Raw genomic sequence first — 25,479 nt, 5'->3', positions numbered from 1 at the left:
GGCCTAAGCCAGCCGCTCAGGGGGTGCTTTTCTTCTTCAACAGCATGGAGTCGCCATAGCTGAAGAAGCGGTACTCCTGCGCGATCGCATGGCGGTACAGCGCCATCACCTGCTCGTAGCCGGCGAAGGCGCTGACCAGCATCATCAGCGTGCTCTTGGGCAGGTGGAAGTTGGTGATCAGCAGATCGACCACCTGGTACTCGAAGCCCGGTGTGATGAAGATGCGCGTATCGCCTGAGAAGTTGCCCGTCTGGGCCCAGGACTCCAGCGTGCGCACCGTGGTCGTGCCCACGGCGATGATGCGGCCGCCGCGCTGGCGGCAGCGTTCCAGCGCGGCCAGGGTGGCCAGCGGGATTTCGTACCACTCGCTGTGCATCTGGTGGTCGGCCAGGTTCTCGGTCTTCACGGGCTGGAAGGTGCCGGCGCCCACGTGCAGCGTGACGCTGGCGCGTTCGATGCCGCGCTCGGCCAGGCGGGCCAGCACGGCGTCGTCGAAGTGCAGGGCGGCCGTGGGTGCGGCCACGGCGCCGGGGCGGGCCGCGAAGACGGTCTGGTAGCGCTCGCTGTCTTCGGCGGCATCGGGGTCGTTGCCGGTTTCCTGGTGGCGCTCGATGTAGGGCGGCAGCGGCAGATGGCCGAAGCGCTCCATCAGCTCATGGGGCGTCTCGCCGCGCGGGCCTTCAAAGCTCAGGTGGAACAGCGGGCCGTTCTCGTCGGGCCAGCGGCCACGCAGCACGGCGTCGAAGCCGCCACCGTTCTTGCCGCCGCACAGGTGGATGCGCGAGCCGGGCAGGGGTTTCTTGCTGACGCGCATGTGGGCCACGACGTCGTTGCCTTCCAGTACGCGCTCGACCAGCAGCTCCAGCCGGCCGCCGCTGGCCTTCTCGCCGAAGATGCGCGCCTTGATCACGCGCGTGTCGTTGAACACCAGCAGGTCGCCGGGCTGCAGCAGATCGGGCAGCTCGTGGAAGATGCGGTCGGCGGGCGGGTTGGCATCGTCGCGGCCGTCGAGCAGGCGCGAGGCACTGCGCTGGGCGGCAGGATGCTGGGCAATCAGCTTCTCGGGAAGCTCGAAGTCGAAATCGCTGAGCGAGAACACACGGGACAGGGAGGACATGCAGTGCTTGAGGGCCGGACATGGCCCGTTCCAAGTTCGTTGAACGGAAGCTGGCAATTGTCGCAAACCCTGGGGTCATCCCCGGAATTGCCGGCGATCACCTGGCCATGGCGGCCTGGGGCTGGCGCTCGAACTCCAGCCACAGCGATTCCAGATCGGGGAAGTCCCAGTCCGCAGGGTCTTCGCGCGCGATGATGCGGTCGTTGCCCTGGCTTTCGGACAGGTCCTCGATCTCCGGCGTGATGCGGCAGGACTGGCGCAGCGAATAGAAGACCTTGACGCGCGGCGCCAGCAGGCTGGCCGGCGAGGCATCGACCACCACCGCCAGACGCTGCGAATGCAGGCGCACCAGCGAGCCCAGCGGGTAGATGCCCACGGTCTGCACGAACTGCTCGAACAGCCGCTTGTCGAAATGGCGCGGACTCCACTCGGCCATGCGACGCAGCGCCTCCGAAGGCGGCCAGCCCTTCTTGTAGGGCCGGTCCGAGGTGATGGCATCGTAGACGTCGCAGATCGCCGTCATGCGCGCCAGCAGGCCGATGTCGCCCTGCTGCAGCCCGTCGGGGTAGCCGCTGCCGTCCACCTTTTCATGGTGGTGCAGGCAGGCATCGATGACCTCGTCGTCCAGGCCCAGCGGGCGCAGCAGCTGCTCGCCGTGGCGTGGATGGGCGCGCATCAGCGCCCATTCGGCGTCGTCCAGCGGGCCGGGCTTGTTGAGCACGGTCACCGGAATGGCGGTCTTGCCCAGATCGTGCATGAGGCCGGCCATGCCGGCCTTGCGCAGGCTGTGGTCGTCCAGGCCCATGCGCTTGGCCAGGGCCACCATCAGCGCGCACACGGCCAGACTGTGCATGTAGGTGTAGTCGTCGGCGGTCTTCAGGCGGGCCAGGCCGATCAGCGCATGGGGATTGCGTGCCACGGAGGCTGTCACATCGTCCACCAGCTGTCCGGCGGCCGAGGCGTCCACGGGCCGGCCCAGCCGCGCATCGCTGAACAGGCGGCTCAGCAATTGCCTGGCCTGGGCGCAGGTCTGGGCCGCGCGGCGCAGCTCGGTGGCGGTGGAGATGGGGGCCGTGCTCTGCTCGGACGCAGGGCGGGCGTTGTCGGGGATCTGGTGGCGAAGCTCGTCCTGCGGGTCGAAGCGCAGGCAGGGCACCTGCACGCCCACGTCCAGGCCTTTGCGCACATCGATCCAGACCTCCTGGATGGAGGTGGCGCGCAGACGCTGGAGATCGGCCTCGGAGCGAAGCAGGAAACGGGTTCGCCAAAAGGGATGCTCCATCCAGGAGCCGCAGAACTCGTGCAGGAACATGCCCAGAGTGACATGCTGGACATTGATACGCTTCAACATGGCATTCGGTGGCGGGGTAACACTACGTAACGTCAGCGTGCATGGTAGCGGCTTCCCCAGAGACCCGGGGCGTCAAGGGTGCTTTGGGCAGGGCCGGCCGGCATGAACGTGGCGTGTTGCCTACACCTGTATATTCATACACTATGCTGCCAGCCAACGCGCATGTTCTGAAACAGGAAAGCCCATGCCCCTGAACGTCTCCTCTGCCTTTCCCGACCTGGGGCGCGACGCCCCTGGTGGCAAGGCCGCGCGCGCCAGCAAGGCAAAGGCTGGCGCAGGCAAGGGCGGCGCCAGGAAGGCCGGCAAGGCCTCGGCCACTTCGGGCGACAAGGCCGCCACGCCTGCACAGCCCGCCGCCAGGCCTGCCGCCAGTCCCGCGCAGAAGGCGCTGCAGAAAATGGGACTGGTGCGCGACATCGACCTGGCGCTGCACCTGCCGCTGCGCTATGAGGACGAGACCCGCATCACCGCGCTGCGCAATGCGCGCGAAGGCGATACGGTGCAGATCGAGGCCACGGTCACCCACAGCGAAGTGCAGCTGCGCCCTCGCCGCATGCTCAAGGTCACGGTGGACGACGGCACGGCCGAATGCGTGCTGACCTTCTTCAGCTTCTACCCTTCGCACCAGAAAACCCTGTCCGTGGGCGCGCGGCTGCGCATACGCGGCGAGGTCAAGGGCGGCTTCTGGGGACGGCAGATGCTGCACCCCGCGTTCCGCGCGGCCGGGGGGGATCTGCCCACGGCGCTCACGCCCGTCTATCCGGTGGCGGCAGGACTGCCCCAGGCCTATATCCGCCGCGCAGCGGCCACGGCGATGCTGCGGGCCGACCTCTCCGATACGCTGCCCGCAGGAGAGCACCCGCCCGTGGCCCATTTCCACGGCAACGGCGGGCTGCCGCCGCTGTTCAGCCTGCGTGACGCGCTGCAGTTCCTGCACCATCCCACGCCCGATGTGGCCCTGGCCACGCTGGAAGACCATTCGCATCCGGCCTGGCAGCGCCTGAAGGCCGAGGAACTGCTGGCCCAGCAACTGTCGCAATACGAGGCCAAGCGCGAGCGCGCGCGGCTCAGGGCGCCCGTGCTGCGCGCATTGCCCATGGACAGCGCCCAGGGACTGGCGCGCCAGTTTCTCGACCAGTTGCCCTTTGGCCTGACCGGTGCCCAGCAGCGCGTGGTGGGCGAGATCCTCGCCGACATGGAGCGCCGCATGCCCATGCACCGGCTGCTGCAGGGCGATGTGGGATCGGGCAAGACGGTGGTGGCGGCGCTGTCGGCCGTGGCCTGCATCGAGGCCGGCTGGCAGTGCGCGCTGATGGCGCCCACCGAAATCCTGGCCGAGCAGCATTTCGGCAAGCTGGTCGGCTGGCTGGAGCCGCTGCTGGCCCCGCTGGGCAAGCGCGTGGCCTGGCTGGCCGGCGCGCAGAAGAAGAAGGAGCGCACCGCCATGCTGGAGCTGGTCCGCAGCGGCGAGGCGGCCCTGGTGGTGGGCACGCATGCCGTCATCCAGGACCAGGTGGAGTTCAAGAACCTGGCGCTGGCCGTCATCGACGAGCAGCACCGCTTCGGCGTGGCCCAGCGGCTGGCGCTGCGCCAGAAACTCGCAGCCTCGGGCATGGAGCCCCATCTGCTGATGATGAGCGCCACCCCGATCCCGCGCACCCTGGCCATGAGCTACTACGCCGACCTGGATGTCTCCACCATCGACGAGCTGCCGCCTGGGCGTACGCCCATCGTCACCAAGCTCATTGCCGACAGCCGCAAGGACGAAGTCATCGAACGCATCGGCGCCCAGGTCGCCCAGGGGCGCCAGGTCTACTGGGTGTGTCCGCTGATCGAGGAAAGCGAGGCGCTGGACCTGTCCAACGCCACGGCCACCCACGCCTACCTCAGCGAGATGCTGCCCGATGTCATGGTCGGCCTGCTGCATTCGCGCATGCCCACGGCCGAGAAGAAGGCGGTGATGGAGCTGTTCTCGGCCGGCGTCATGGGCGTGCTGGTCTCCACCACGGTGATCGAAGTGGGCGTGGATGTGCCCAACGCTTCGCTCATGGTGATCGAGCATGCGGAGCGCTTTGGCCTGTCGCAGCTGCACCAGCTGCGCGGGCGCGTGGGACGGGGCGCTGCAGCTTCGGCCTGCGTGCTGCTGTATTCGGTGGGAGACAGCGGCCGCCTGGGCGAGACGGCCAAGGACCGGCTGCGTGCCATGGCCGAAACCAACGACGGCTTCGAGATCGCGCGGCGCGACCTGGAGATTCGCGGTCCGGGCGAATTCCTGGGTGCGCGCCAATCAGGCGCTCCCATGCTGCGCTTTGCCGATCTGGAGCAGGACCTGATGCTGCTCGACTGGGCCCGCGAGCTGGCGCCTCGCATGCTGGAGCAGCACCCGCAACTGGCCCAGCGGCATGTGGACCGCTGGTTGGGCGGCAAGGCCGAATTCCTCAAGGCCTGATGGGCCGGCACCTGCTTGCGGGATGTTCCTGTTACGTATTTTTACGCGCACGGGCGCTGCCCGGTGGCGGCCTGCTCCGCAGGCCTGCAGCCCGCGCCAGGCAAGGTTTGCGTGTGCGTTGTAGCTGTCGGTAGGGAGCGCTTCATGCGGTCCTGGCGGTGACATCTGCGCGCGGCGACGGCATTGAGTATTTGTGACATTTTGGTACATTGAGTCGCAAAAAACAGGGTAGGTCCATCCGGGAGGGGATGGCCTGCCACTCCTCCCCACGCTTCCCCACGGGGAGGACGGCCGTGATCACTCTTGTGTTGTCCCATCTTTCTGAGAATGAGGAGCCGTCCACATGAATGAAGCCGTTCAAGCGAATGAACTCGTCGAGACCTCCTGGCGCATGGGCCTGGTGGCCCTGTCCTATGGCATTGCCGTGCTGGGCTCCTTCGTGGCCCTCACGGCGGCGCAGCGCATCCGCGGGCGCACGGGAATCAGCTGGCTGAATCTGCTGGCGGCCGGCACGGCGCTGGGCGGCATAGGCGTGTGGTCCATGCATTTCACGGGCATGCTGGCGCTGAACCTGGGCATGGGCTCGGGCTACTCCATGGTCGAAACCCTGGTGTCCCTGGTGGCTGCCGTCGCTGCGACCTCGGTGGCGCTGGCCTTTGTCGCGCGGCGGCCCGAAAGCGGGTTGCGCGTGCTGGGCGCCGGCACCCTGCTGGGCCTGGGCGTGGCCTTCATGCATTACCTGGGCATGTACGGCATGCGCTTTCCGGGCTTCATCGTCTGGTCCGTTCCCACCGTGGTGCTGTCCGTGGCCATTGCCGTGGTGGCGGCCAGCGCCGCTCTTTGGCTGTCGTTTCGCACCGGCTCGCTGGGCATGCGGGCGCTGGCGGCTGCCGTGATGGGGGCGGCAGTATGCTCCATGCATTACACGGGCATGGCCGCAGCAGACTTTGTATGCATTTCCGAGACACAGCGGTATGCTCGGCCGCAAGGTTTTGCCGTGATCAGCGCTTTGGACCTTCCCGTCTTTACCGTGATCGTGGCCATAGGCCTGGCAGCATTGATAGGCATGGACCAGCTCATGCAGCAGCGCGACCGGATGCGCCGGCCGCTGCACTAGGTGGATAAATGCAAAAAGCCGGCAGGTCGGGGAGCGCGCAGTGGTCATGCGTGGACGAGGACTGGCACAATCGAAATAGGACAAATCCTAGAGTCTGCACAGGAACTTTTGAGGGGAGCACCCCGGCAACCGGGCCGCAAGGCCTGGTTGCACAAAGGTTTCGGCCCAGGTTCCAGGTCTAAGACCATCGTATTTCCCGAGGTTCCCTCCCAGACACAGCTCGCCAATGACACTTACCGAACTCAAATACATCGTGGCCGTGGCACGTGAAAAGCATTTTGGCCGCGCCGCCGAAGCCTGTTATGTGTCCCAGCCCACGTTGTCCGTGGCGATCAAAAAGCTGGAGGAGGAGCTCGATGTCAAGCTCTTCGAGCGCAGCGCCGGCGAAGTGTCGGTCACGTCGCTGGGAGAGGAGATCATCCGGCAGGCGCAAAGCGTGCTGGAGCAGGCCGCCGAGATCAAGGAAATCGCCAAGCGCGGCAAGGACCCGCTGTCGGGCGTGCTCACGCTGGGCGTGATCTACACCATCGGCCCCTACCTGCTGCCCGATCTGGTGCGCAACTCCATTCTGCGCACGCCGCAGATGCCGCTGATGCTGCAGGAGAACTACACCATCAAGCTGCTGGAGATGCTGCGCACGGGCGAGATCGACTGCGCCATCGTCGCCGAGCCCTTCCCCGACACCGGTCTGGCGCTGGCGCCGCTGTATGACGAGCCCTTCATGGCTGCCGTGCCCAGCACCCATGCGCTGGCCCAGAAGGACCATGTCTCCACCAGCGATCTCAAGAACGAGACCATGCTGCTGCTGGGCTCGGGCCACTGCTTCCGCGACCATGTGCTCCAGGTCTGCCCCGAGTTCGCACGCTATGCCAGCAATGCCGAAGGCATTCGCCGCACCTTCGAGGGTTCGTCGCTGGAGACCATCAAGCACATGGTGGCCGCCGGCATGGGCGTGACCCTGGTGCCGCGCCTGTCCGTGCCCGCCGATGCGCTGGAGACCACGGCGCGCCGCCGCAAGACCGACGAGCCGCACATCCGCTACCTGCCCATCCTCGAGGACGACGGCTCGGCCCCGCCCACGCGCCGCGTGGTCCTGGCCTGGCGCCGCAGCTTCACGCGCTACGAGGCCATCGCCGCCCTGCGCAACGCGGTCTACGCCTGCGCCTTGCCCGGCGTCAAACGCCTGTCCTGATGACTGCACCGCTGCGCGGGCCGTGCCTCCAGGGCCACCGCGCTTGCGTTATCGTTGCTTTCGGTCTCCGGGCGGTCTGCCCGGGGCATATTCCATCCGTACGAAGTTGAAAGGGATCCCATGGCCAAAAATGCCAGCAAAGACAAGTCCGGTGCAAAGAAGCCAGAGGCCGTGCAGGCCGCCAAGACCGTGCAGGCAGCGACGGCCGATGTCGCACCGGTGTCCGTGCGCTCCAGCGCCATCCACATCGGCATCAGCGACAAGGACCGTGCCGCCATCTCCAAGGGCCTGTCGGCCCTGCTGGCCGACACCTACACGCTCTATCTGACAACGCACAACTTCCACTGGAACGTCACGGGCCCGATGTTCAACACACTGCACACCATGTTCATGGGGCAGTACACGGAACTGTGGAACGCCGTTGATCCCATCGCCGAGCGCATCCGCGCCCTGGGCCATTTCGCACCGGGCTCCTATGCCGACTTCGGCAAGCTCACCAGCCTGGCCGACGTGCCCCACGATCCGCCCAAGGCCCTGGAGATGGTGCGCATCCTGGTGGCAGGCCATGAAGCCGTGGCACGCACGGCGCGCAGCCTCTTCCCGCTGGCCGACAAGGCCAGCGACGAGCCCACGGCCGACCTGCTGACCCAGCGCCTGACCGTGCATGAGCAGACCGCCTGGATGCTGCGTGCCCTGCTTGAAGAGTGATGCTGCACATGTCCCAAGCACCTGCCACGGCCCGGGAGTGATGACCGCGCATGCTCCGGACCTGGATTGACGCACACGCCGCCACGAGCGGCCTGTGCCTGGTACTGGCCGCCTTGGGCGGCCTTTTTTTCTACCTGCGCCTGCCCGCCGCCGCGCGGCTGCGCCATGCAGGCCTGCCGATGCCACGCGCCGCATGGCAGGGCCTGGTGGCGGCGGGCCTGCTGGCCGCGCTGGCCCTGGGCGTGATGGTGCGCGACATGCTGGGCCTGGGCCAGCCCGCAGGCTGCGACTCCTGCACCGACTGGCCGGTGCTGGACGATGCCCTGCACCAGTGGCTTGCTGGCCATGCCACCGATGCCTGGGTGCGCCCCGTGGTCGCCTTCACCCAGCTGGGCCATGTGGGCTGGATGGTGTCGCTGTCTGTTGCCGTGCTGGCGCTGCTGCTGTGGCGCCGCGACTGGCTGCATGCGGCCGCCTGGGTGGTGGCCACGGCGGGAGTCGGCCTGTGGATACGCGCCATCAAGACCAGCGTGGGCCGCCCGCGCCCCGTGGGCGGCTGGGTGCCCGAGGGCGGCTTCAGCTTCCCCAGCGGCCACAGCGCCGGCACCTTCGTGCTCTATCTGATGCTGGCCTGGCTGCTGCTGCCGTACCTGCGGCCTGCCTGGCGCTGGTGCGTGGGCCTGGCGGCCCTGGCCGTTGCCCTGGGCGTGGGGGCCAGCCGCGTCGTGCTGCGCGTGCACTATGCCAGCGATGTGCTGGCTGGCTGGCTGCTGGGCCTGGCCTGGATGGCGCTGGTGATCTGTGCCGTGGAGTGGGCGCAAACCCGCGTTGCCGGCAGGCGCGGCTGAGGCGCGCCGCCGAGCCCGCCCGCCCAGCGGCGACAATGCGGGCATTTTCGAATGTGATGCGTGCGATGGTCGGCCCACGGCCGCCATCGGCGCCCAGACGCCATGCCTACCTCCTCCTCTACGCCCATGCCTGCGCCCCGGCGCAGCAAACTGTCGCTCTACCTGGACCTGGTCCGCTTCAACCGGCCGGCCGGCTGGCTGGTCCTGGTCTGGCCCACGCTGGCCGCACTGTGGGTGGCGGCGGGCGGCTTTCCGGGCTGGCATCTGCTGGTGGTCTTCGTGCTGGGCACGGTGCTGATGCGCAGCGCCGGCTGCTGCATCAACGACATCGCCGACCGCGACTTCGACCGCCACGTCAAGCGCACCACGCAGCGCCCCATCACCTCGGGACTGGTCTCGGTGAAGGAGGCCGCGCTGCTGGGCGCGGCCCTGGCCCTGGTTTCGCTGGGCCTGGTGCTGACCACTCGCTGGGAGGCCGTGGCCTGGTCCGTGCCCGCCGTGCTGTTCACCATCCTCTACCCGTTCACCAAGCGCTTCTTCGCCATGCCCCAGGCCTTCCTGGGCATTGCCTTCAATTTCGGCATCGTCATCGCCTTCGCCGCCGTGCAGGGGCAGGTGCCGGCCACGGCCTGGATTCTGTGGCTGGCCAACATGTTCCTGGTGCTTGCCTATGACACCGAATACGCCATGGTGGACCGCGACGATGACCTCAAGATCGGCATGAAGACCTCGGCCATCACCCTGGGCCGCTTCGACGTGGTGGCCGTCATGGGTTTCTTCGTGCTCTGCGGCCTGCTCACGGTCTGGGCGTTAGCACCCTTCGGCCTGGCCTGGCCTTTCTGGCTGGGCCTGGCCGTGGCTGCGGCCCAGGTGATCTGGCACTTCACCCTGATCCGCCACCGCACGCGCGAAGGCTGCTTCGTGGCATTCAGCAAGAGCCACTGGATCGGTGCCAGTCTGTTCGCGGGTGTGGCGCTGGGGTTTGCGCTGCGCTGAGGGCTCAGCGCTGAAAAAAGAAGGGAGGCCGGTGCCTCCCTTTTGCATGGTGCCTGGGGCGCGCTGCGCCTGGCTCAGCGGCCGAATTCGGCGGCCAGCTCCTTGGCCCGTGTTTCCGCCGCCCGCATGGCGGCCACGAAATGCTCGGGCACCTGCTGCGCCTGCAGGTGCGTGATGGCGGCGTGGGTGGTGCCTCCCTTGCTGGTGACGCGCTGGCGCAGCACCTCGGCGCTTTCGCTGGAGCGGGCGGCCAGCTCCGAGGCGCCCTGGAAGGTGGCCACGCCCAGGCGGTAGGACTGCTCGGCCGTGAGGCCCATGTCCACGCCAGCCTGTGTCATGGCTTCGAGGAACAGGAAGACATAGGCCGGGCCCGAGCCCGACAGGGCGGTCACGGCGTCCAGGTGCGCTTCCTGGTCGACCCAGACGAACTGGCCCGTGGTGGCCACCACCTGCTCGATGGCGCTCTTGCCTGCGGCATCGACCTGGGCGCATGCGAACAGGCCCGTCATGCCCTTGCCCACCAGGGCGGGCGTGTTGGGCATGGCGCGCACGATACGGCCCGTGCCCAGCCACTGGGCGATGGCGTCCGTGGGAATGCCGGCGGCCACGCTCAGGTGCAGGGCCTGGGCGGTATGCGGCGCCACGGCCTGGGCGGCTTCCTTGAAGGTCTGGGGCTTGACGGCCCAGACCACGATGCCGGCACCGTCCAGCGCGCTGGCGGCGGCCGCGGCATCGGCATGTGCCGTGATGCCGAAGTTCGTGCGCAGCGCGTCGCGTGCAGCCTCGAAGGGTTCGACGACGACGATGCGGTCTGCGGATTGGCCCTGGCCGATCAGTCCGCCGATGATGGCGCTGGCCATGTTGCCGCCACCGATGAAGGCGATGACAGGGGAGGCTGTGGAAACGGTGTTCATGCTGGTGGCGGTGGAGAAGGAAAACGAAGAGTTTAGAGCGTGTTCCCACCGTGCCAGCGCATGTCCACGCCATGGCTGGCGGCCAGGTCCAGGGGCTGTGCCGGGGCGCCGGGCCGCTGGCGCAGGGTGAGCGCGCAAGGGCCCTCTCCGCGCGTGGCAAGGCGCTGGCGCAGTGCGTCGCAGGCCGCCAGTGCCTGCGCACCTTGCAGCAGCAGGTCGAACCCCGGCAATGCCAGCCGCGCGCCCTGGTTGTCCAGCTTCTCCAGCGGCAGGCCCGGGCCCAGCAGCGCCCGGTAGCGGTCCAGGCTGGCGTCCAGATCGTGCACGGCGACGGTCAGCGAGGCCACACCCAGCGCGCCGTTGGGATGCTCGCGCACGCTGCCTTCGGGCACGCGCAGCGCGCGCGGCGTGACGTCGCCGCACAGGAAGGGCAGGTCGGGCGTGGCGTGGCGCGCCGTCTGCCACAGCAGTTGCGCGCCGTCGGGGCGTACGCGGCCTCCATCCACGGGGCCGACCAGGGTGTCCAGCCCCCGCCCGCGCGCCTCGGCCAGGGCCTGGGAGGTGCTGCCGGGCAGCAGGGCGAAGTCCACCAGCCCTTCGCCATGGTCGCGCAGCGTGCGGTACCAGCGCTCTTCGGGGGCCGGTGCGGTCCAGGCAATGATCTCCAGGTAGGCGCCATCGGCAAAGACGACCAGCGCGTTGTGCGAGGTGCGGCCCGGATGGCGGCCGCCGATGGCGACCTGGAAGCCCAGCGCGCGGTAGTCCGCCACGGCGGCCTCGAGGTCCTGCACGGCGATGACGATGTGGTCCAGCGGAAGTGCCATGAATGCTCCTGTGTTGTAAGGGGGTGCCGTCCGGATTCTCAGTCTTCGAGCTGGATCTTGTTGTCCCGCACGAAGCGGCCCCAGCGCTCATATTCCTGGCGCACCCAGCGGTCGAGGGCGGGTCCGTCCGTGGCCATGACTTCGAAGCCCGACTGCATGAGCTTGCTGCGGATGTCGGGCGTGTTCAGCGTGGCCTGGAAGTCTTCGGTGAGCTTGTGCACCGTGGCGGCCGGCGTGGCGGAAGGCGCGAACACGCCGATCCACGAATAGGCCTCGAAGCCCGCAAAGCCCGATTCGGCCACGGTGGGCACGTCGGGCAGCTCGGGCAGGCGCTTGAGGCCGGTCACCGCCAGCGGCTTGATCTTGCCCGCCGAAATCTGGCCGCGCAGCGCCGCGTAGCTGAGCAGGGTGAGGTCGGACACATTGCCGAGCACGGCCTGCACGGCCGGGCCGCCGCCGCCGTAGGGCACGTGCAGCACGTAGGTGCCCGAGCGGCGCTTGATGTCTTCCATCACCAGGTGGTTCATGGACCCCAGGCCGGTCGATGCGTAGCTGTATTTGCCCGGGTTGCGGCGCCAGCTCCAGGAAGCCGGCCAGGTCCTTGGCGGGCACCGAGGCCGAAGCGCCGATCACCAGCGGAAAGCGCAGCGCCAGCGACACGCCCGTGAAGTCCTTGAAGGTGTCGTAGGGCAGCCGGGACTTGGCGATGGGATTGATGGCATGGGTGTCGAAGCTGAACAGCAGGGTGTTGCCGTCCGGGGCGGACTTGGCCACGTACTGGGTGGCGATCTGGCTGGCGGCGCCGGGGCGGTTCTCGACGATCACCGACCGCCCGGCCACCTCGCCCAGGCGCGGCTGCAGTATGCGCGCGGCGATGTCGGTGCTGCCCCCTGGCGGGAAGGTGATGACCAGCTTGAGCGGGGCGGCACCCTGCGCGAACGCCGTGCCCGCCGGCCCCAGCAGGGATGCGGCGGCCATGGCCAGCAGCAGCTGGCGGCGGTAGAGGTGGCGTGAAGGGCTGCGTGAAGGGCTGCGTGAAGGGCGGCAGGGCATGGAAACTCCTTTTCAAGCGCATTGACGGGCAGAGGGGAGAGGGGGTCTGTGCGTGGGGCCTGGCGTCAACCCATCCATTGGCTCACCGGCACGGCCGTGTCCTGGAGCTCTTGCGAGATCACATCCACCAGCGCCGGGCCGTCGTGCATCAGCGCAGCCTTGAGCGCGGCTTCGAGGTCTGCCGGGTCCTCCACGCGCCACGCCTTGACGCCGAAGGCCTCGGCCACGCGGGCATGGTGGGTGCGGTTGAAGTCGACGGAGAAGTAGCGTTCATCGTAGCCGGACTTCTGGCTGGCCTTGATCCAGCCGAACACGCTGTTGGAGAACACGATCATCTTCAGCGGCACGTTGCGGCGCACGATGGTTTCCAGCTCGCCGCAGGTGAAGCCGAAACTGCCGTCGCCCATGACCGCGACGACCACGGAATCGGGCTGGCCGATGGCTGCGCCAAAGCCGGCGGACATGGCAAATCCCAGCGCCCCGTGCGCGCGGTTGGTGATGAAGTGCCGGCCGGCCTGGGGCGCGTCGAAATAGGCCGTGAAGTAGGGGCAGGGCGTGCCGGGGTCGGCCACCACGATGGCGCGCGCGGGCAGCAGGCGGTTGAGCGTGTCCACCACGCGCTCGGGCTTGATGGGGCGCTCCAGCGAGGCCGCCAGCGGCGCGAAGAAGGCCTGCTTGGCGGCGCGCGCGGTGGCCGCCAGCGCGGCGCCGTCCGCGGCATCGGCGGGGCGGCGGGCGATGCGCTGCTGCACGGCCGCGTGCAGCGCCTGCAGGCCCAGCAGGGCGTCGCCCACCAGGGCCACGTCGGTGCGGTAGTTGGTGCCTATGGTCATGGCGTCCACGTCCAGATGGACGATGGTCACCTTGCGCGAGGGCATCTGCCAGTGCTCGGTGGTGGTGGAGCCGGCCCGGGCGCCGATGAACATCACCAGATCGGCCTGCGCCACCACGGCGCGCGTGGCCTCCACGCCACCATTGGTGCCCACCACGCCGGCATTGAGCGGATGGCTGCCCGCCAGGCTGCCCTGGCCGCTGACGCTGGAGCACACGGGCGCATTGAGCAGGGTGGCCAGCGCATCCAGTGCGGCGCTGGCGCCCGCGATCAGCACGCCGCCGCCGCAGATCAGCACGGGGCAGCGTGCCGCCACCAGGCGGTCGGCAGCCTCGGCCACGGCTGCCGGATCGGGCGTGGACCGGTAGGCCGGATAGTGGCCATGCCCTGGCTGGGCCCAGACATCGGCCGGATCCAGCGCGTGCTTTTGCACGTCGTAGGGCAGGCAGATATGGGTGGCGCCGGGCCGGCCCGTGGTCATGGCGCGAAAGGCGCTGCGCACGGCATGCGGAATCTGGTCCACGCGGTCGATGGTGGTATTCCACTTGGTCAGCGGCCTGTACAGCGCCTGCTGGTCCAGTTCGGTCAGCGGGAACTTGCCACGCGCGCCCACGGAAACGTCCGAGGTGATGCCCAGCACGGGCACCGAGGACTCGTTGGCCTCGGCCAGGCCGGGCAGCAGGTAGGTGGCGCCGCCGCCGCTGGGGCCTTCGCACACGCCCACCTTGCCGGTGACGCGCGCATACGCGTCGGCCATGTAGCCGGCGCTGCGCTCGTCCCGCGTGAGGATGTGGTCCATGCCGTGGTCCAGCCGCGCCATGGCGTCGTAGAAGGGCAGGCTGGTGTCGCCGCACAGGCCGAAGATGTGCTTGACGCCGTTGAGCTGAAGCATGCGGACCATGGCGTCGGCGCCATTGAAAGCGGTGGTCATGTCGGGAGTCTCCGGGCAGGTTGGCTGAGGGGTTTTTAAGAATCCATTTCAGTATACTTAAAAGTATCCAAAGCGCCAGAGGGCACAATGGCGCCATGAAAATCTCCAACATCCGCCACGAACGGGGCTCCAGCGTCTACAGCACGCTGCGTGACATGGCCATTTCCTACGAGTTCAAACCGGGCGAGCGCCTGAGCGAGAGCGAACTGGCGCTGCGCCTGGGCGTGAGCCGCACGCCCGTGCGCGAGGCACTGACGCGGCTGGTGGCCGACGGTTTTCTGCTGCCCGCCAGCCGCGGCTACATGCGGCGCGAGCTGGACGTGAAGGAGTCACTGGACCTGTACGAGGCCCGCGTGGCCGTGGAGCGCGAATGCGTGCGCTTGGCCGTGGAGCGCGCCACCGATGCCCAGATCGACGAGGCGCGGGCCTATCTGGAGCAGAGCCAGCGCGTGGCCTCCGATACGCCGGTGCGGCAGTTGGTGGACCTGGACGAGGGATTCCATCTGCGCATTGCCGACATGGCCGGCAATGCCGAGCTGCGGCGCATGCTGGTGAGCCTGAACGAGCGCATCCGCTTCATCCGGTGGATCGACATGGAGAACGTGGGGCGCGCCTCCACCCAGCACGAGCACCTGGAAATCCTGCAGGCCTTGAGCGACCGCGACGCCCAGGCCAGCGAACGCCTGATGGCCGAGCACATCGGCCTGCGGCGCGAGCAGATCGTGGAGGCGATTGCGCGCGGTCTGACGCGCATCTACCTGCCGCAGGAGCAGGTGCAGGCCACGCCCTGAAGCGCCTTCAGGGGGCGCAGGGCGTCGAGGGCCGGTAGGCGGTGACCAGGATCTGGTTGGCCTGCGCCGGGTTGAAGTTGTCGTCGCTGGCGAACACCAGCACGCGCGTGCCATCGGGCAGCGGCGGGCCCCAGGACATGGCCTCCATGTTGTCCAGCCGGCCGCGCTGAACCGTGGACAGGTCGGCAATCAGCTGCTTGGCTGCCACCTGCGGCGGGTTGCGCATGAAGCTGTCCATGGCCAGCGTATCGGGCGCTTGCAGGCCGATGCGGTACAGCCGCGCGCCAAAGCCGTGGCCCGGGCTGTAGGAGCGCTCCAGTACCAGCAGATGGTCGGGACCGTCCGGCAGGATTTCGCTGATGCCGTTGACCTCGCGCTGGGGCAGGGCCCAGCTGGCGGCCGGCACGGCATCGGGCTGGTAGGCGATCTGGCGCAGCAGCCGGCCGTCGTCCAGGCTGACCAGGCTGATGCGCACGGGCGCGCCTGCCGTGGCGGCGCTGGCGCGCGGGCCGTCCTGGCGCAGCGGCGCCTCCAGGGCCAGCCAGGCCTGCTGTCCGTCCGGCGTGACGGCCAGCCCCTCGAAGCCGAAGTTCGAGCGCAGGCCCGGCCTGCCGTCCTTGTCCTTGAATGCGTAGAACCACCGCGCGATCTGGCGGCCCGTGGCGTCGGTCCTCACCAGCGAGGTGCCAAAGCCCCGGCCCGGGTCGCCTTCGTCGGTCCACAGCAGGCCGCCGTCCGGCAGCAGGCGGATGGCTTCGGGGTCGGGCACGGGCTGGGTGGCGGGCGCGGCATGGCGCGGGCGCAGCCAGTGGCCTTCGGTATCCCGCAGCGGGTGCACCTCGGTGACCTGCGCCTGCCAGGGGTTGGGGCCGGCGCGCTGGCCGGCGTCCAGCGGCTCTATGCGCAGCCGCATCCAGCGTGCGGGCCCGCGGGCCGAGCGGTCATCGCTGATGGCCACGTAGTCGCCGCGCTGCGTGTCGTAGTCCAGGCCCGAGATGCCGCCGGTGGTGGCGCCATGGATGGGCTCATCGCGCGCAATCGTGGTGCTGCCCAGCCATTGCAGGCGTGCGCAGGCGGTGGGCTGCGGGACCGGCAGCGCCTGCGGTGGCGCGGCACAGCCTGCCAGCCACAGGCCGCAAGCAACCAGGCTGGCAAGCCGGCGCAAGACAGTCAGCCTCAGGCCGCCAGCGCGGTCTGGGCCACCGCATGCTCCCAGCGCGCCATCAGCTCGTCGGCGCGGTGCTTGTCCAGCGTGGGCACGAAGCGGCGCTCGGCCTTCCACAGCGCCGACAGTTCCTCGGTGCTCTGGTACACGCCGGAGGACAGGCCCGCCAGGTAGGCAGCGCCCAGGGCCGTGGTCTCCACGCAGGCCGGGCGCACGACGGGAATGCCCAGCAGGTCGGCCTGGAACTGCATGAGCAGGTTGTTGACGCAGGCGCCGCCGTCCACGCGCAGTTCGCTCACCGGCGCGCCGCCGCTGGCCACCGCATCGCGGCTCATGGCCAGCAGCAGGGCGGCGCTCTGGAAGGCGATGGATTCCAGCGCGGCCCGCGCAATGTGGGCCATGGTGGTGCCGCGCGTCAGGCCCGTGATGGTGCCGCGCGCATCGGGCTTCCAGTAGGGGGCGCCCAGTCCGGTGAAGGCCGGCACCATCATCACGCCGCCCGAGTCGGGCACGCTCTCGGCCAGTTGCTGCACCTGGCCGCTGTGCTCGATGGCGCGCAGCCCGTCGCGCAGCCACTGGACCACGGCGCCGCCCACGAAGACGCTGCCTTCCAGCGCATAGGCCGGCGCAGCGCTGGGCTGTGCCGCAGCGGTGGTCAGCAGGCCGTTGGCGGAGGTCTGGAACACGCCGCCCGTGTGCATGAGCATGAAGCAGCCCGTGCCATAGGTGTTCTTGGCCATGCCGGCGGAAAAGCAGGCCTGGCCGAAGAGGGCGCTTTGCTGGTCGCCGGCCACGCCGCCGATGGCGATCTCGCCGCCCAGCACCTCGGCTGCCGTGCGGCCGAAATCGGCGGCGGAAGGCAGCACCTCGGGCATCAGCGCGCGCGGAATCTCCAGCAGCGCCAGCAGATCGTCGTCCCACTGGTTGGTGTGGACGTTGAACAGCATGGTGCGGCTGGCGTTGGAGACATCGGTCACATGGCGGCGTCCTCCCGTGAGCTGCCAGATCAGCCAGCTGTCCACGGTGCCGAAGGCCAGCTCGCCGCGCTCGGCGGCGGCGCGTGCGCCATTGACGTTGTCCAGGATCCAGCGCAGCTTGGTGCCCGAGAAATAGGCGTCGATCAGCAGGCCGGTCTTGCGCTGGATGGTGTCGGCATGGCCGGCCTCGCGCAGCTGGGCGCACAGCGGCTCGGCGCGGCGGTCCTGCCAGACGATGGCGTGGTGCAGGGGCTGGCCCGTGGCGCGGTTCCAGACCACGGTGGTCTCGCGCTGGTTGGTGATGCCCAGGGCGCGGATGTCGGCCGCCGCCAGCCCGGCCTTGGTCAGGGCCTCGCGCGCCGTGGCCAGCTGGGTGCGCCAGATCTCGCGCGGATCGTGCTCCACCCAGCCGGGGCGCGGATAGATCTGCGGCAGCTCCAGTTGGGCAGAGGCCACGATGCGGCCCTGGGTGTCGAAGACGATGCTGCGCGAGCTGGAGGTGCCCTGGTCCAGGGCAAGCAGATAGGTCATGGTGCGGTATCCAGGAAAAGCAGGGCCGGTGCGCGTGTCCTGTGCGGGCGGTGGCGCAGCGGCTGCGGAAAACTTATTGCGCCACCACGCATTGCACCTCGGCTTCGCGAAGCAGTGCGTCGAAGGGCGCAGGGGGCGCGGTATCGGTGAACAGGCGGTCGATCTGGTCCAGGCGTGCCAGCTCCACCATGGCCTGGCGGTGGAACTTGCTGTGGTCGGCGGCCAGCCAGACCTCGCGCGACTGGGCAATGATGGTCTGGGCCACCTTGACCTCGCGCATGTCGAAGTCGCGCAGGCTGCCATCGGGCTCGATGGCCGAGATGCCGATCAGGGCGATGTCCACCTTGAACTGGCGTATGAAATCCACGGCGGCCTCGCCCACGATGCCCCGGTCGCGCGTGCGCACCACGCCGCCGGCCACGATGACTTCGCAGTCGGCGTTGGAGCTGAGGATGGCCGCCACGTTGAGGTTGTTGGTGATCACGCGCAGGCCCCGGTGCTTGAGCAGGGCCTGGGCCACGGCCTCGGTGGTGGTGCCGATGTTCAGGATCAGCGAGCAGCCGTTGGGAATGGCCTCGGCCACGGCGCGCGCAATGCGCGACTTGCCTTCGGCATGCAGCACCTGGCGCTGGGGGTGGCCCAGGTTCTCGACCGTGGCGCTGGGCACGCGCACGCCGCCGTGAAAGCGCACCATCAGCCCGGCATCTGCCAGCTTCTGAATGTCGCGGCGCACGGTCTGAAGCGTCACGCCCAGGATCTCGGCCAGCTGCTCCACCGTGGTGGACTGGCGGCTGCGGACTTCGTCCAGCAGCTGTAGTTGGCGGGGGTTGGTGTTCACGGCAAATCCATCGGAGGGGCGATCGGGGGGGCGGGTGGATGGTCGGGCAGTCAATCGGGCCGGGCGACGGGTTTATAGCGCATTTGACGCGGCCAGCCGTGGGCTGGGGAACTTTAAAACGAAGAAAAAGGAACAGCACCTAGGGTATGTGTTGATGGGCTGCGATCCGGAAAGAACAAAAATGAAGACGTTCGGGCCTTCAAACGCGCTTTGGAGGCCCGCCTTTCTCCTTGTTCAAATGCTGCCCCGGTGGCGGCCTCGCCAAAAAGAGGGCAGTCGTGGAACTGGTGTTGGAGAGAATCAGCAAGCGTGTGGGCGGCCAGACCTGGCTGCACCCCATGCACCTGGAACTGGAAAGCCGCGCGGTGACCGTGCTGCTGGGCGCCACGCAGGCCGGCAAGACCAGCCTGATGCGCATCATGGCCGGCCTGGACGTGCCCACCGAAGGCCGGGTGCGCGTCGATGGCGTCGATGTGACCGGCATGCCCGTGCGCGAGCGCAATGTGGCCATGGTCTACCAGCAGTTCATCAACTATCCCTCGCTCACGGTGGCGGACAACATCGCCTCGCCGCTGAAGCTGCGCGGCGATCGCGACGTGGCGCAGCGCGTGCGCGCCCTGGCCGAGCGGCTGCACATCGAGATGTTCCTGGACCGCTATCCGGCCGAGCTGTCGGGTGGCCAGCAGCAGCGCGTGGCCCTGGCGAGGGCGCTGGCCAAGGGCGCTCCGCTGATGCTGCTGGACGAGCCGCTGGTCAACCTCGACTACAAGCTGCGCGAGGAACTGCGCGAGGAGCTGACCCAGCTGTTCGCCACCGGCAGCTCCACCGTGGTCTACGCCACCACCGAGCCCGGCGAGGCCCTGCTGCTGGGCGGCCACACGGCCGTGCTGCACGAGGGGGAGCTGCTGCAGTACGGCCCCACGGCGGAGGTGTTCCACCGACCCAATTCGCTGCGCGTGGCGCGGGCCTTCAGCGATCCGCCCATGAACCTGGTGCCCGCGCAGGCCGTGGACACCGGGTTGGAGCTGCCCGGCGGCGCGCGGCTGCCCATGGCACTGCCGGTGGGCCTGGCCGCTGCCGGCCCCCTGACCCTGGGCCTGCGCGCCAGCGCGCTGCGCCTGCAGGCCCGGCCCGGGGATGTGGCGCTGCAAGGCGTGGTGGAACTGGCCGAGATCTCGGGGTCGGACACTTTCGTGCATGCCACCACGCCCTGGGGCGAGCTGGTGGCCCAGGTCACGGGCGTGCACCACCTGGACCTGGGCAGCGCGGTCACGCTGCACCTGGACCCGGCCCATGCCTACGTGTTCGGCACGGACGGCGCGCTGCTGCTGGCGCCGGCGCGGCCCGGAGGACGATGAGATGGCCCGCATAGAACTCGATCTGGCCCACTCCTACAAGCCGAACCCGCAGCAGGACAGCGACTATGCGCTGCTGCCGCTGAGCATGGTCTTCGAGGACGGCGGCGCCTATGCGCTGCTCGGCCCCTCGGGCTGCGGCAAGACCACCATGCTCAACATCATGTCGGGCCTGCTGGTCCCCTCGCAGGGCAAGGTGCTGTTCGACGGCCGCGACATGACGCGCGCCACGCCCCAGGAACGCAACATTGCCCAGGTGTTCCAGTTCCCGGTGATCTACGACACCATGACCGTGGCCGAGAACCTGGCCTTTCCGCTGAAGAACCGCCGCATGCCTGCCGACCGCATCCGCGCCCGCGTGGGCCAGATCGCCGAGATGCTGGAGATGAGCGGCCAGCTCGACCAGCGCGCGGCGGGCCTGTCGGCCGACGCCAAGCAGAAGATCTCGCTGGGCCGGGGCCTGGTGCGGCCCGATGTCTCGGCCGTGCTGTTCGACGAGCCGCTCACGGTGATCGACCCCCAGCTCAAGTGGCAGCTGCGCCGCAAGCTCAAGCAGATCCACCACGAGCTGCGGCTCACGCTGATCTATGTGACGCACGACCAGGTGGAGGCCCTGACCTTTGCCGATCAGGTCGTGGTCATGACGCGTGGCCGTGCCGTGCAGGTGGGCACGCCCGCCCAGCTTTTCGAGCGGCCCAGCCACGCCTTCGTCGGCCACTTCATCGGCTCGCCGGGCATGAACTTCGTGCCGCTGCAGCAGGACGGCGGCCGGCTGCTGGCCGAGGGCCAGTACCTGTCCCTGCCCGCCGCACTGGCCAGCGTGGCGCCCGGCCTGCCCCTGAGCCTGGGCATACGCCCCGAGTACCTGGCACTGGCCTCGGCCGACGCGCCCGGTGCCGTGGCCTGCACGGTGGAGCGCGTGCAGGATGTGGGCACGCACCAGCTGCTGGTGGCGCGCCTGGGCGAGCGGCTTCTCAAGCTGCGCTGCGGCGCCGACGCCTTCCTGCCCGCCGCAGGGCAGACCGTCTGGGTGCAATTGCAGGGCCCCCACACCTGCTACTACGTCAACGAGGAGCTGCAGGCATGAGCCAGACCATCAAGCCCGTCAACCAGAAGGCCTGGCTGCTGATCCTGCCGGTCATCATCTGCGTGGCCTTCTCGGCCATCATCCCGCTGATGACGGTGGTGAACTACTCGGTGCAGGACATCATCAGTCCCGACCGGCGCGTGTTCGTGGGCACGGAATGGTTTGCCCAGGTCATGCGCGACGAGGAACTGCACTCGGCCCTGCTGCGCCAGATCGGCTTTTCGCTGGCCGTGCTGGTGGTGGAGATTCCGCTGGGCATCGCGCTGGCCCTGTCCATGCCGGCCCAGGGCTGGAAGGCCTCGGCGGTGCTGGTCGTGGTCTCGCTGTCGCTGCTGATTCCGTGGAACGTGGTCGGCACCATCTGGCAGATCTACGGCCGCGCCGATATCGGACTGCTGGGCGCGGCGCTCAACGCGCTGGGCGTGGACTACAACTACACGGGCAATGCCACCCATGCCTGGCTCACCGTGCTGGTCATGGATGTCTGGCACTGGACGCCGCTGGTGGCCCTGCTGTGCTACGCGGGCCTGCGCTCCATTCCCGACGCCTACTACCAGGCCGCGCGCATCGACGGCGCAAGCAAGTTCGCGGTGTTCCGCTACATCCAGCTGCCCAAGATGCGCGGCGTGCTGATGATCGCCGTGCTGCTGCGCTTCATGGACAGCTTCATGATCTACACCGAGCCCTTCGTGCTCACGGGCGGCGGGCCCGGCAATGCGACCACCTTCCTGTCGCAGTACCTGACGCAAAAGGCCGTGGGCCAGTTCGACCTCGGGCCGGCGGCGGCCTTCTCGCTGATCTATTTCCTCATCATCCTGCTGCTGTGCTTCATCCTCTACAACTGGATGCAGCGCGTGGGCACGGCAGACAAGGAAGGGGCAAGAGAATGACCCCCACGCTCCCTTCGTTCACTGCCCCCCGAGGGGGCTCGGCCTGCCTTGGGGTGGCCCTGCGGGAGGCCGGACATGACTGAAGACCGCCGTTTCCACAAGCGCACGCTGTTCCTCGTCGCCTACCTGCTGTTCGCCGTGCTGCCCATCTACTGGATGGTCAACATGAGCTTCAAGACCAACGAGGAGATCCTGTCGAGCTTCTCGCTGTGGCCTCAGCATTTCACCTGGGCCAACTACCAAACCATCTTCACTGACGCCTCCTGGTACTCGGGCTACATCAACAGCCTGATCTACGTGGCCATCAACACCGTGATTTCGCTCACGGTGGCGCTGCCGGCGGCCTATGCGTTCTCGCGCTACCAGTTCCTGGGCGACAAGCATGTGTTCTTCTGGCTGCTGACCAACCGCATGACGCCGCCGGCCGTCTTCCTGCTGCCCTTCTTCCAGCTCTACACCACGGTGGGCCTGATGGACACGCACATCGCCGTGGCCCTGGCCCACCTGCTGTTCAACGTGCCGCTGGCCGTCTGGATCCTGGAGGGCTTCATGAGCGGCATCCCGCGCGAGATCGACGAGACGGCCTATATCGACGGCTACTCCTTCCCGCGCTTTTTCCTCACCATCTTCCTGCCGCTGATCAAGGCCGGCGTGGGCGTGGCGGCCTTCTTCTGCTTCATGTTCAGCTGGGTGGAACTGCTGCTGGCGCGCACGCTGACCAGCGTGAACGCCAAGCCCATCGTGGCGACCATGACGCGCACCGTCTCGGCCTCGGGCATGGACTGGGCGACGCTGGCGGCGGCCGGCGTGCTGACCATCGTGCCGGGCGCCATCGTGATCTGGTTCGTGCGGCATTACATCGCCAAGGGGTTCGCAATGGGGAGGGTGTGAGGCACCCCCTGAGCGGCTTACGCCGCTTCCCCCTCTCTACCCGCTTGCGCGGGGGAGGGGGACGACACCCTCGGGGCGGGGCGGCCCTTCCTCGGTGTCCCTGGGCTGGGCTCTGCCGGTTTCGAGAAGCTGCGGTATTGATGCTGGATTTCTGAAAGGACTCGTCAATGTTTTCCTGGATGGCCTGGACGCTGCCGGTGGCGGTGTTCTTCAGTTGCATCGTGCTGATGCTGGTGGGCATGACGCTGTGGGAGTTGCGCAGCCCGACCGTGATGCGCAAGGGCTGGCTGCCGATGGCGACGACGCGCGGGGACCGGCTGTTCATCGGGCTGCTGCTGGCGGCCTATGTCAATCTGGCCTGGGTGGGGCTGGGCGAGAAGATGGCGCAGTGGTTCTCGCTGGAGGCCGAGCCTTCGGTGTGGATCAGTTTCGTGCTGTCCATGCTCGTGCTGGCCGTCGTGATGCGCAAAGGCTGATCACTTCATTCCATTTATCGACAGCCGGGTCCGAAGCTCCCCCGGGACCCGCTGGTGCATGTGCATGTCGGGGAGACAGCAAGAATCTAGGAGACGGCAGATGAAACAACGACTTCACACCATCGCCCTCGCGGCGGCCCTGCTGGCGGCGGGGCAAGCGGCCTGGGCCGGAGAGGCGGAAGCCAAGAAGTGGATCGACGCGGAGTTCCAGCCCAGCACGCTGTCCAAGGACCAGCAGATGGCCGAGATGAAGTGGTTCATCGAGGCGGCCAAGAAGCTGCAGGCCAAGGGCGTCAAGGAGATCGCCGTGGTCTCCGAGACCATCACCACGCACGAGTACGAGAGCAAGACGCTGGCCAAGGCCTTCACCGAGATCACGGGCATCACCGTCAAGCACGACCTGATCCAGGAAGGCGACGTGGTCGAGAAGCTGCAGACCTCGATGCAGTCGGGCAAGTCCATCTATGACGGCTGGATCTCCGACTCCGACCTGATCGGCACGCACTACCGCTACGGCCGCATCATGAGCCTGACCGACTACATGGCCGGCGCCGGCAAGGACTTCACCAATCCGGGCCTGGACATCAAGGACTTCATCGGCACCAGCTTCACCACCGCGCCCGACGGCAAGCTCTACCAGCTGCCCGACCAGCAGTTCGCCAATCTCTACTGGTTCCGCGCCGACCTGTTCGAGCGCAAGGACCTCAAGGACAAGTTCAAGGCCAAGTACGGCTACGAGCTGGGCGTGCCGCTGAACTGGAGCGCCTACGAGGACATCGCCGAGTTCTTCACCAACGACGTCAAGCAGATCGACGGCAAGCCTGTCTACGGCCACATGGACTACGGCAAGAAGGACCCCTCGCTGGGCTGGCGCTTCACCGATGCCTGGCTGTCCATGGCCGGCGCGGCCGACAAGGGCATTCCCAACGGTATGCCCGTGGACGAGTGGGGCATCCGCGTGGCCGACGACAAGTGCACGCCCGTGGGCGCCTCGGTCTCGCGCGGGGGCGCCACCAACTCGCCGGCCGCCGTGTTCGCGCTCACCAAGTACGTGGACTGGATGAAGAAGTACGCGCCCAAGGAAGCCATGGGCATGACCTTCGGCGAGTCCGGCCCCGTGCCGGCCCAGGGCCATATCGCGCAGCAGATCTTCTGGTACACCGCCTTCACGGCCGACATGACCAAGCCCGGCCTGCCCGTGGTCAATGCCGACGGCACGCCCAAATGGCGCATGGCGCCCGGCCCCAACGGCCCCTACTGGAAGGACGGCATGCAAAACGGCTACCAGGACGTGGGCAGCTGGACCTTCTTCAAGGACCATGACGCCAACCGCACGGCCGCCGCCTGGCTCTACGCGCAGTTCGTCACCGCCAAGACCACCAGCCTCAAGAAGACCATCGTCGGCCTGACGCCCATCCGCGAAAGCGACATCCGCTCCAAGGCCATGACGGACATGGCGCCCAAGCTCGGCGGCCTAGTCGAGTTCTACCGCAGCCCCGCCCGCGTGGCCTGGACGCCCACCGGCAACAACGTGCCCGACTATCCCAAGCTGGCACAGCTGTGGTGGAAGAACGTGGCCCAGGCCGTCACCGGCGAGAAGACGCCCCAGGGCGCCATGGACAACCTGGCCGAGGAAATGGACCAGGTCATGGCCCGCCTGCAGCGCGCAGGCATGGCGCACTGCGCGCCCAAGCTCAACCCCAAGGGCGACCCGGCCAAGTGGCTCAGCGACAAGCAGGCGCCGTGGAAGAAGCTGGCCAATGAAAAGCCCAAGGGCGAGACGATTGCGTATGACACGCTGCTCAATGCCTGGAAAAACGGCAAGGTGCGTTAGCACCCCCTGAGGCGCTTGCGCGCCTTCCCCCTCTCTACTTGCTTCGCAAGGGAGGGGGACGACGCCCTCGCCGCGAGGCGGCTCTTGCTCGGCGTCCCTGAGTTGGGCCGTGTCGGCTTTGGACAACATGCCCTGTGCTGGTCTCCCGGCCTATCGCCAAATTCGTTGACTGCAAAAAACACGAAACGAAAGATAGCGAAGAAAAAAATACAAAAACGAGCGAAAATAGCGGAAAACCCGATTCCGTCCCCTTCGCATTGGGCGCAGGCGTGGCGTCCCGGGTGCTGACATGGCGGCTACATGGCGCCCTGT

At 68.0% G+C, this 25,479-nt stretch carries 21 protein-coding genes and 1 pseudogene; 13 read left to right on the top strand and 9 right to left on the bottom strand.

From position 1 onward, the window contains the following. Positions 1-16: 16 nt before the first annotated feature. Both queA and HFGMBDPB_RS07680 read right to left on the bottom strand, forming a co-directional pair. Positions 17-1,117 (bottom strand): tRNA preQ1(34) S-adenosylmethionine ribosyltransferase-isomerase QueA, encoded by a 1,101-nt coding sequence (gene queA, locus HFGMBDPB_RS07685; protein WP_016449150.1) that lies wholly within the window; start codon positions 1,115-1,117, stop codon positions 17-19. A gap of 97 nt (positions 1,118-1,214) precedes the next feature. Next, positions 1,215-2,468 (bottom strand): HD-GYP domain-containing protein, encoded by a 1,254-nt coding sequence (locus tag HFGMBDPB_RS07680; protein WP_016449151.1) that lies wholly within the window; start codon positions 2,466-2,468, stop codon positions 1,215-1,217. Between the two features lie 184 nt (positions 2,469-2,652). Here HFGMBDPB_RS07680 and recG point away from each other — a divergent pair, with 184 nt between their 5' ends. From recG to ubiA, 6 genes are all read left to right on the top strand, one after another. Continuing rightward, entirely contained in the window at positions 2,653-4,917 is a 2,265-nt protein-coding gene (gene recG / locus HFGMBDPB_RS07675; protein ID WP_212645157.1) for an ATP-dependent DNA helicase RecG, read from the top strand. 343 nt (positions 4,918-5,260) lie between these two features. Beyond that, positions 5,261-6,034 carry an MHYT domain-containing protein gene (locus HFGMBDPB_RS07670; RefSeq protein ID WP_043789162.1) on the top strand — a complete coding sequence of 258 codons (774 nt, stop codon included), beginning with the start codon at positions 5,261-5,263 and terminating at the stop codon, positions 6,032-6,034. Positions 6,035-6,260: 226 nt separating this feature from the next. Next, positions 6,261-7,226 carry a LysR substrate-binding domain-containing protein gene (locus HFGMBDPB_RS07665; protein ID WP_016449154.1) on the top strand — a complete coding sequence of 322 codons (966 nt, stop codon included), beginning with the start codon at positions 6,261-6,263 and terminating at the stop codon, positions 7,224-7,226. A 120-nt stretch (positions 7,227-7,346) separates the two neighbouring features. Further along, positions 7,347-7,934: a Dps family protein gene (locus HFGMBDPB_RS07660; RefSeq protein ID WP_016449155.1), complete on the top strand. Its 588-nt coding sequence runs from the start codon at positions 7,347-7,349 to the stop codon at positions 7,932-7,934. Between the two features lie 50 nt (positions 7,935-7,984). Then, positions 7,985-8,782: a phosphatase PAP2 family protein gene (locus HFGMBDPB_RS07655; protein ID WP_016449156.1), complete on the top strand. Its 798-nt coding sequence runs from the start codon at positions 7,985-7,987 to the stop codon at positions 8,780-8,782. Between the two features lie 126 nt (positions 8,783-8,908). After that, positions 8,909-9,778, top strand: coding sequence for a 4-hydroxybenzoate octaprenyltransferase (gene ubiA, locus HFGMBDPB_RS07650; RefSeq protein WP_016449157.1), 870 nt, complete (start codon positions 8,909-8,911; stop codon positions 9,776-9,778). A gap of 74 nt (positions 9,779-9,852) precedes the next feature. Here ubiA and proC read toward each other — a convergent pair whose 3' ends face one another. From proC to HFGMBDPB_RS07630, 4 genes and pseudogenes are all read right to left on the bottom strand, one after another. Continuing rightward, the gene (proC, locus tag HFGMBDPB_RS07645; protein WP_046242070.1) at positions 9,853-10,692 is read right to left on the bottom strand and encodes a pyrroline-5-carboxylate reductase; all 840 of its coding nucleotides are present in this window, start codon (positions 10,690-10,692) and stop codon (positions 9,853-9,855) included. 32 nt (positions 10,693-10,724) lie between these two features. Beyond that, positions 10,725-11,516 carry a VOC family protein gene (locus HFGMBDPB_RS07640; protein ID WP_043789168.1) on the bottom strand — a complete coding sequence of 264 codons (792 nt, stop codon included), beginning with the start codon at positions 11,514-11,516 and terminating at the stop codon, positions 10,725-10,727. 38 nt (positions 11,517-11,554) lie between these two features. Continuing rightward, positions 11,555-12,569: pseudogene (locus HFGMBDPB_RS07635) on the bottom strand (tripartite tricarboxylate transporter substrate binding protein). A gap of 65 nt (positions 12,570-12,634) precedes the next feature. Next, positions 12,635-14,332: a thiamine pyrophosphate-binding protein gene (locus HFGMBDPB_RS07630; RefSeq protein ID WP_209799254.1), complete on the bottom strand. Its 1,698-nt coding sequence runs from the start codon at positions 14,330-14,332 to the stop codon at positions 12,635-12,637. Between the two features lie 95 nt (positions 14,333-14,427). Here HFGMBDPB_RS07630 and HFGMBDPB_RS07625 point away from each other — a divergent pair, with 95 nt between their 5' ends. Further along, the gene (locus HFGMBDPB_RS07625; protein ID WP_016449162.1) at positions 14,428-15,123 is read left to right on the top strand and encodes a GntR family transcriptional regulator; all 696 of its coding nucleotides are present in this window, start codon (positions 14,428-14,430) and stop codon (positions 15,121-15,123) included. A 7-nt stretch (positions 15,124-15,130) separates the two neighbouring features. Here the strand turns inward: HFGMBDPB_RS07625 and HFGMBDPB_RS07620 are convergent, their stop codons facing one another. The 3 genes from HFGMBDPB_RS07620 to HFGMBDPB_RS07610 form a co-directional block, all read right to left on the bottom strand. Beyond that, complete coding sequence (locus HFGMBDPB_RS07620) at positions 15,131-16,288, bottom strand: esterase-like activity of phytase family protein (protein ID WP_209799252.1); 1,158 nt, start codon at positions 16,286-16,288, stop codon at positions 15,131-15,133. Between the two features lie 11 nt (positions 16,289-16,299). Then, on the bottom strand, positions 16,300-17,796 hold the full coding sequence (glpK, locus tag HFGMBDPB_RS07615; protein WP_212645156.1) for a glycerol kinase GlpK: 1,497 nt from the start codon (positions 17,794-17,796) through the stop codon (positions 16,300-16,302). 73 nt (positions 17,797-17,869) lie between these two features. Beyond that, entirely contained in the window at positions 17,870-18,634 is a 765-nt protein-coding gene (locus HFGMBDPB_RS07610; protein WP_016452008.1) for a DeoR/GlpR family DNA-binding transcription regulator, read from the bottom strand. 278 nt (positions 18,635-18,912) lie between these two features. On the opposite strand from HFGMBDPB_RS07610, the gene HFGMBDPB_RS07605 reads away from it, so the two are divergent. From HFGMBDPB_RS07605 to HFGMBDPB_RS07580, 6 genes are all read left to right on the top strand, one after another. Then, on the top strand, positions 18,913-19,992 hold the full coding sequence (locus HFGMBDPB_RS07605; RefSeq protein ID WP_034363480.1) for an ABC transporter ATP-binding protein: 1,080 nt from the start codon (positions 18,913-18,915) through the stop codon (positions 19,990-19,992). A 1-nt stretch (position 19,993) separates the two neighbouring features. Next, complete coding sequence (locus tag HFGMBDPB_RS07600) at positions 19,994-21,076, top strand: ABC transporter ATP-binding protein (RefSeq protein WP_016449167.1); 1,083 nt, start codon at positions 19,994-19,996, stop codon at positions 21,074-21,076. Beyond that, positions 21,073-21,966, top strand: a complete 894-nt coding sequence (locus HFGMBDPB_RS07595; RefSeq protein WP_212645155.1) for a carbohydrate ABC transporter permease — start codon at positions 21,073-21,075, stop codon at positions 21,964-21,966. Before HFGMBDPB_RS07600 ends, HFGMBDPB_RS07595 begins: the two co-directional genes overlap by 4 nt. A 75-nt stretch (positions 21,967-22,041) precedes the next feature. Beyond that, positions 22,042-22,857, top strand: a complete 816-nt coding sequence (locus HFGMBDPB_RS07590) for a carbohydrate ABC transporter permease (protein ID WP_013804448.1) — start codon at positions 22,042-22,044, stop codon at positions 22,855-22,857. 167 nt (positions 22,858-23,024) lie between these two features. Beyond that, positions 23,025-23,333, top strand: coding sequence for a DUF2160 domain-containing protein (locus tag HFGMBDPB_RS07585; protein WP_016449169.1), 309 nt, complete (start codon positions 23,025-23,027; stop codon positions 23,331-23,333). A gap of 100 nt (positions 23,334-23,433) precedes the next feature. Next, on the top strand, positions 23,434-25,167 hold the full coding sequence (locus HFGMBDPB_RS07580) for an ABC transporter substrate-binding protein (RefSeq protein ID WP_016449170.1): 1,734 nt from the start codon (positions 23,434-23,436) through the stop codon (positions 25,165-25,167). Positions 25,168-25,479: the final 312 nt, after the last annotated feature.

Origin of the sequence: Delftia sp. PE138 (assembly GCF_018320755.1) — a bacterium.
GTDB classification, from domain to species: Bacteria; Pseudomonadota; Gammaproteobacteria; order Burkholderiales; family Burkholderiaceae_C; genus Comamonas; species Comamonas tsuruhatensis.
Note: the sequence above shows the minus strand (reverse complement) of the source record. Positions and strands in the feature narration are given on the sequence as shown.

Excerpts from the sequence above, each read along its gene's own strand:
- HFGMBDPB_RS07660 (WP_016449155.1), top strand. The coding sequence starts at position 7,347 with ATGGCCAAAAATGCCAGCAAAGACAAGTCCGGTGCAAAGAAGCCAGAG.
- queA (WP_016449150.1), bottom strand. The coding sequence starts at position 1,117 with ATGTCCTCCCTGTCCCGTGTGTTCTCGCTCAGCGATTTCGACTTCGAG.
- HFGMBDPB_RS07670 (WP_043789162.1), top strand. The coding sequence starts at position 5,261 with ATGAATGAAGCCGTTCAAGCGAATGAACTCGTCGAGACCTCCTGGCGC.
- HFGMBDPB_RS07630 (WP_209799254.1), bottom strand. The coding sequence starts at position 14,332 with ATGACCACCGCTTTCAATGGCGCCGACGCCATGGTCCGCATGCTTCAG.
- HFGMBDPB_RS07595 (WP_212645155.1), top strand. The coding sequence starts at position 21,073 with ATGAGCCAGACCATCAAGCCCGTCAACCAGAAGGCCTGGCTGCTGATC.
- HFGMBDPB_RS07585 (WP_016449169.1), top strand. The coding sequence starts at position 23,025 with ATGTTTTCCTGGATGGCCTGGACGCTGCCGGTGGCGGTGTTCTTCAGT.
- HFGMBDPB_RS07625 (WP_016449162.1), top strand. The coding sequence starts at position 14,428 with ATGAAAATCTCCAACATCCGCCACGAACGGGGCTCCAGCGTCTACAGC.
- ubiA (WP_016449157.1), top strand. The coding sequence starts at position 8,909 with ATGCCTGCGCCCCGGCGCAGCAAACTGTCGCTCTACCTGGACCTGGTC.
- glpK (WP_212645156.1), bottom strand. The coding sequence starts at position 17,796 with ATGACCTATCTGCTTGCCCTGGACCAGGGCACCTCCAGCTCGCGCAGC.
- HFGMBDPB_RS07680 (WP_016449151.1), bottom strand. The coding sequence starts at position 2,468 with ATGTTGAAGCGTATCAATGTCCAGCATGTCACTCTGGGCATGTTCCTG.
- proC (WP_046242070.1), bottom strand. The coding sequence starts at position 10,692 with ATGAACACCGTTTCCACAGCCTCCCCTGTCATCGCCTTCATCGGTGGC.
- recG (WP_212645157.1), top strand. The coding sequence starts at position 2,653 with ATGCCCCTGAACGTCTCCTCTGCCTTTCCCGACCTGGGGCGCGACGCC.
- HFGMBDPB_RS07665 (WP_016449154.1), top strand. The coding sequence starts at position 6,261 with ATGACACTTACCGAACTCAAATACATCGTGGCCGTGGCACGTGAAAAG.
- HFGMBDPB_RS07590 (WP_013804448.1), top strand. The coding sequence starts at position 22,042 with ATGACTGAAGACCGCCGTTTCCACAAGCGCACGCTGTTCCTCGTCGCC.
- HFGMBDPB_RS07580 (WP_016449170.1), top strand. The coding sequence starts at position 23,434 with ATGAAACAACGACTTCACACCATCGCCCTCGCGGCGGCCCTGCTGGCG.
- HFGMBDPB_RS07640 (WP_043789168.1), bottom strand. The coding sequence starts at position 11,516 with ATGGCACTTCCGCTGGACCACATCGTCATCGCCGTGCAGGACCTCGAG.
- HFGMBDPB_RS07600 (WP_016449167.1), top strand. The coding sequence starts at position 19,994 with ATGGCCCGCATAGAACTCGATCTGGCCCACTCCTACAAGCCGAACCCG.
- HFGMBDPB_RS07655 (WP_016449156.1), top strand. The coding sequence starts at position 7,985 with ATGCTCCGGACCTGGATTGACGCACACGCCGCCACGAGCGGCCTGTGC.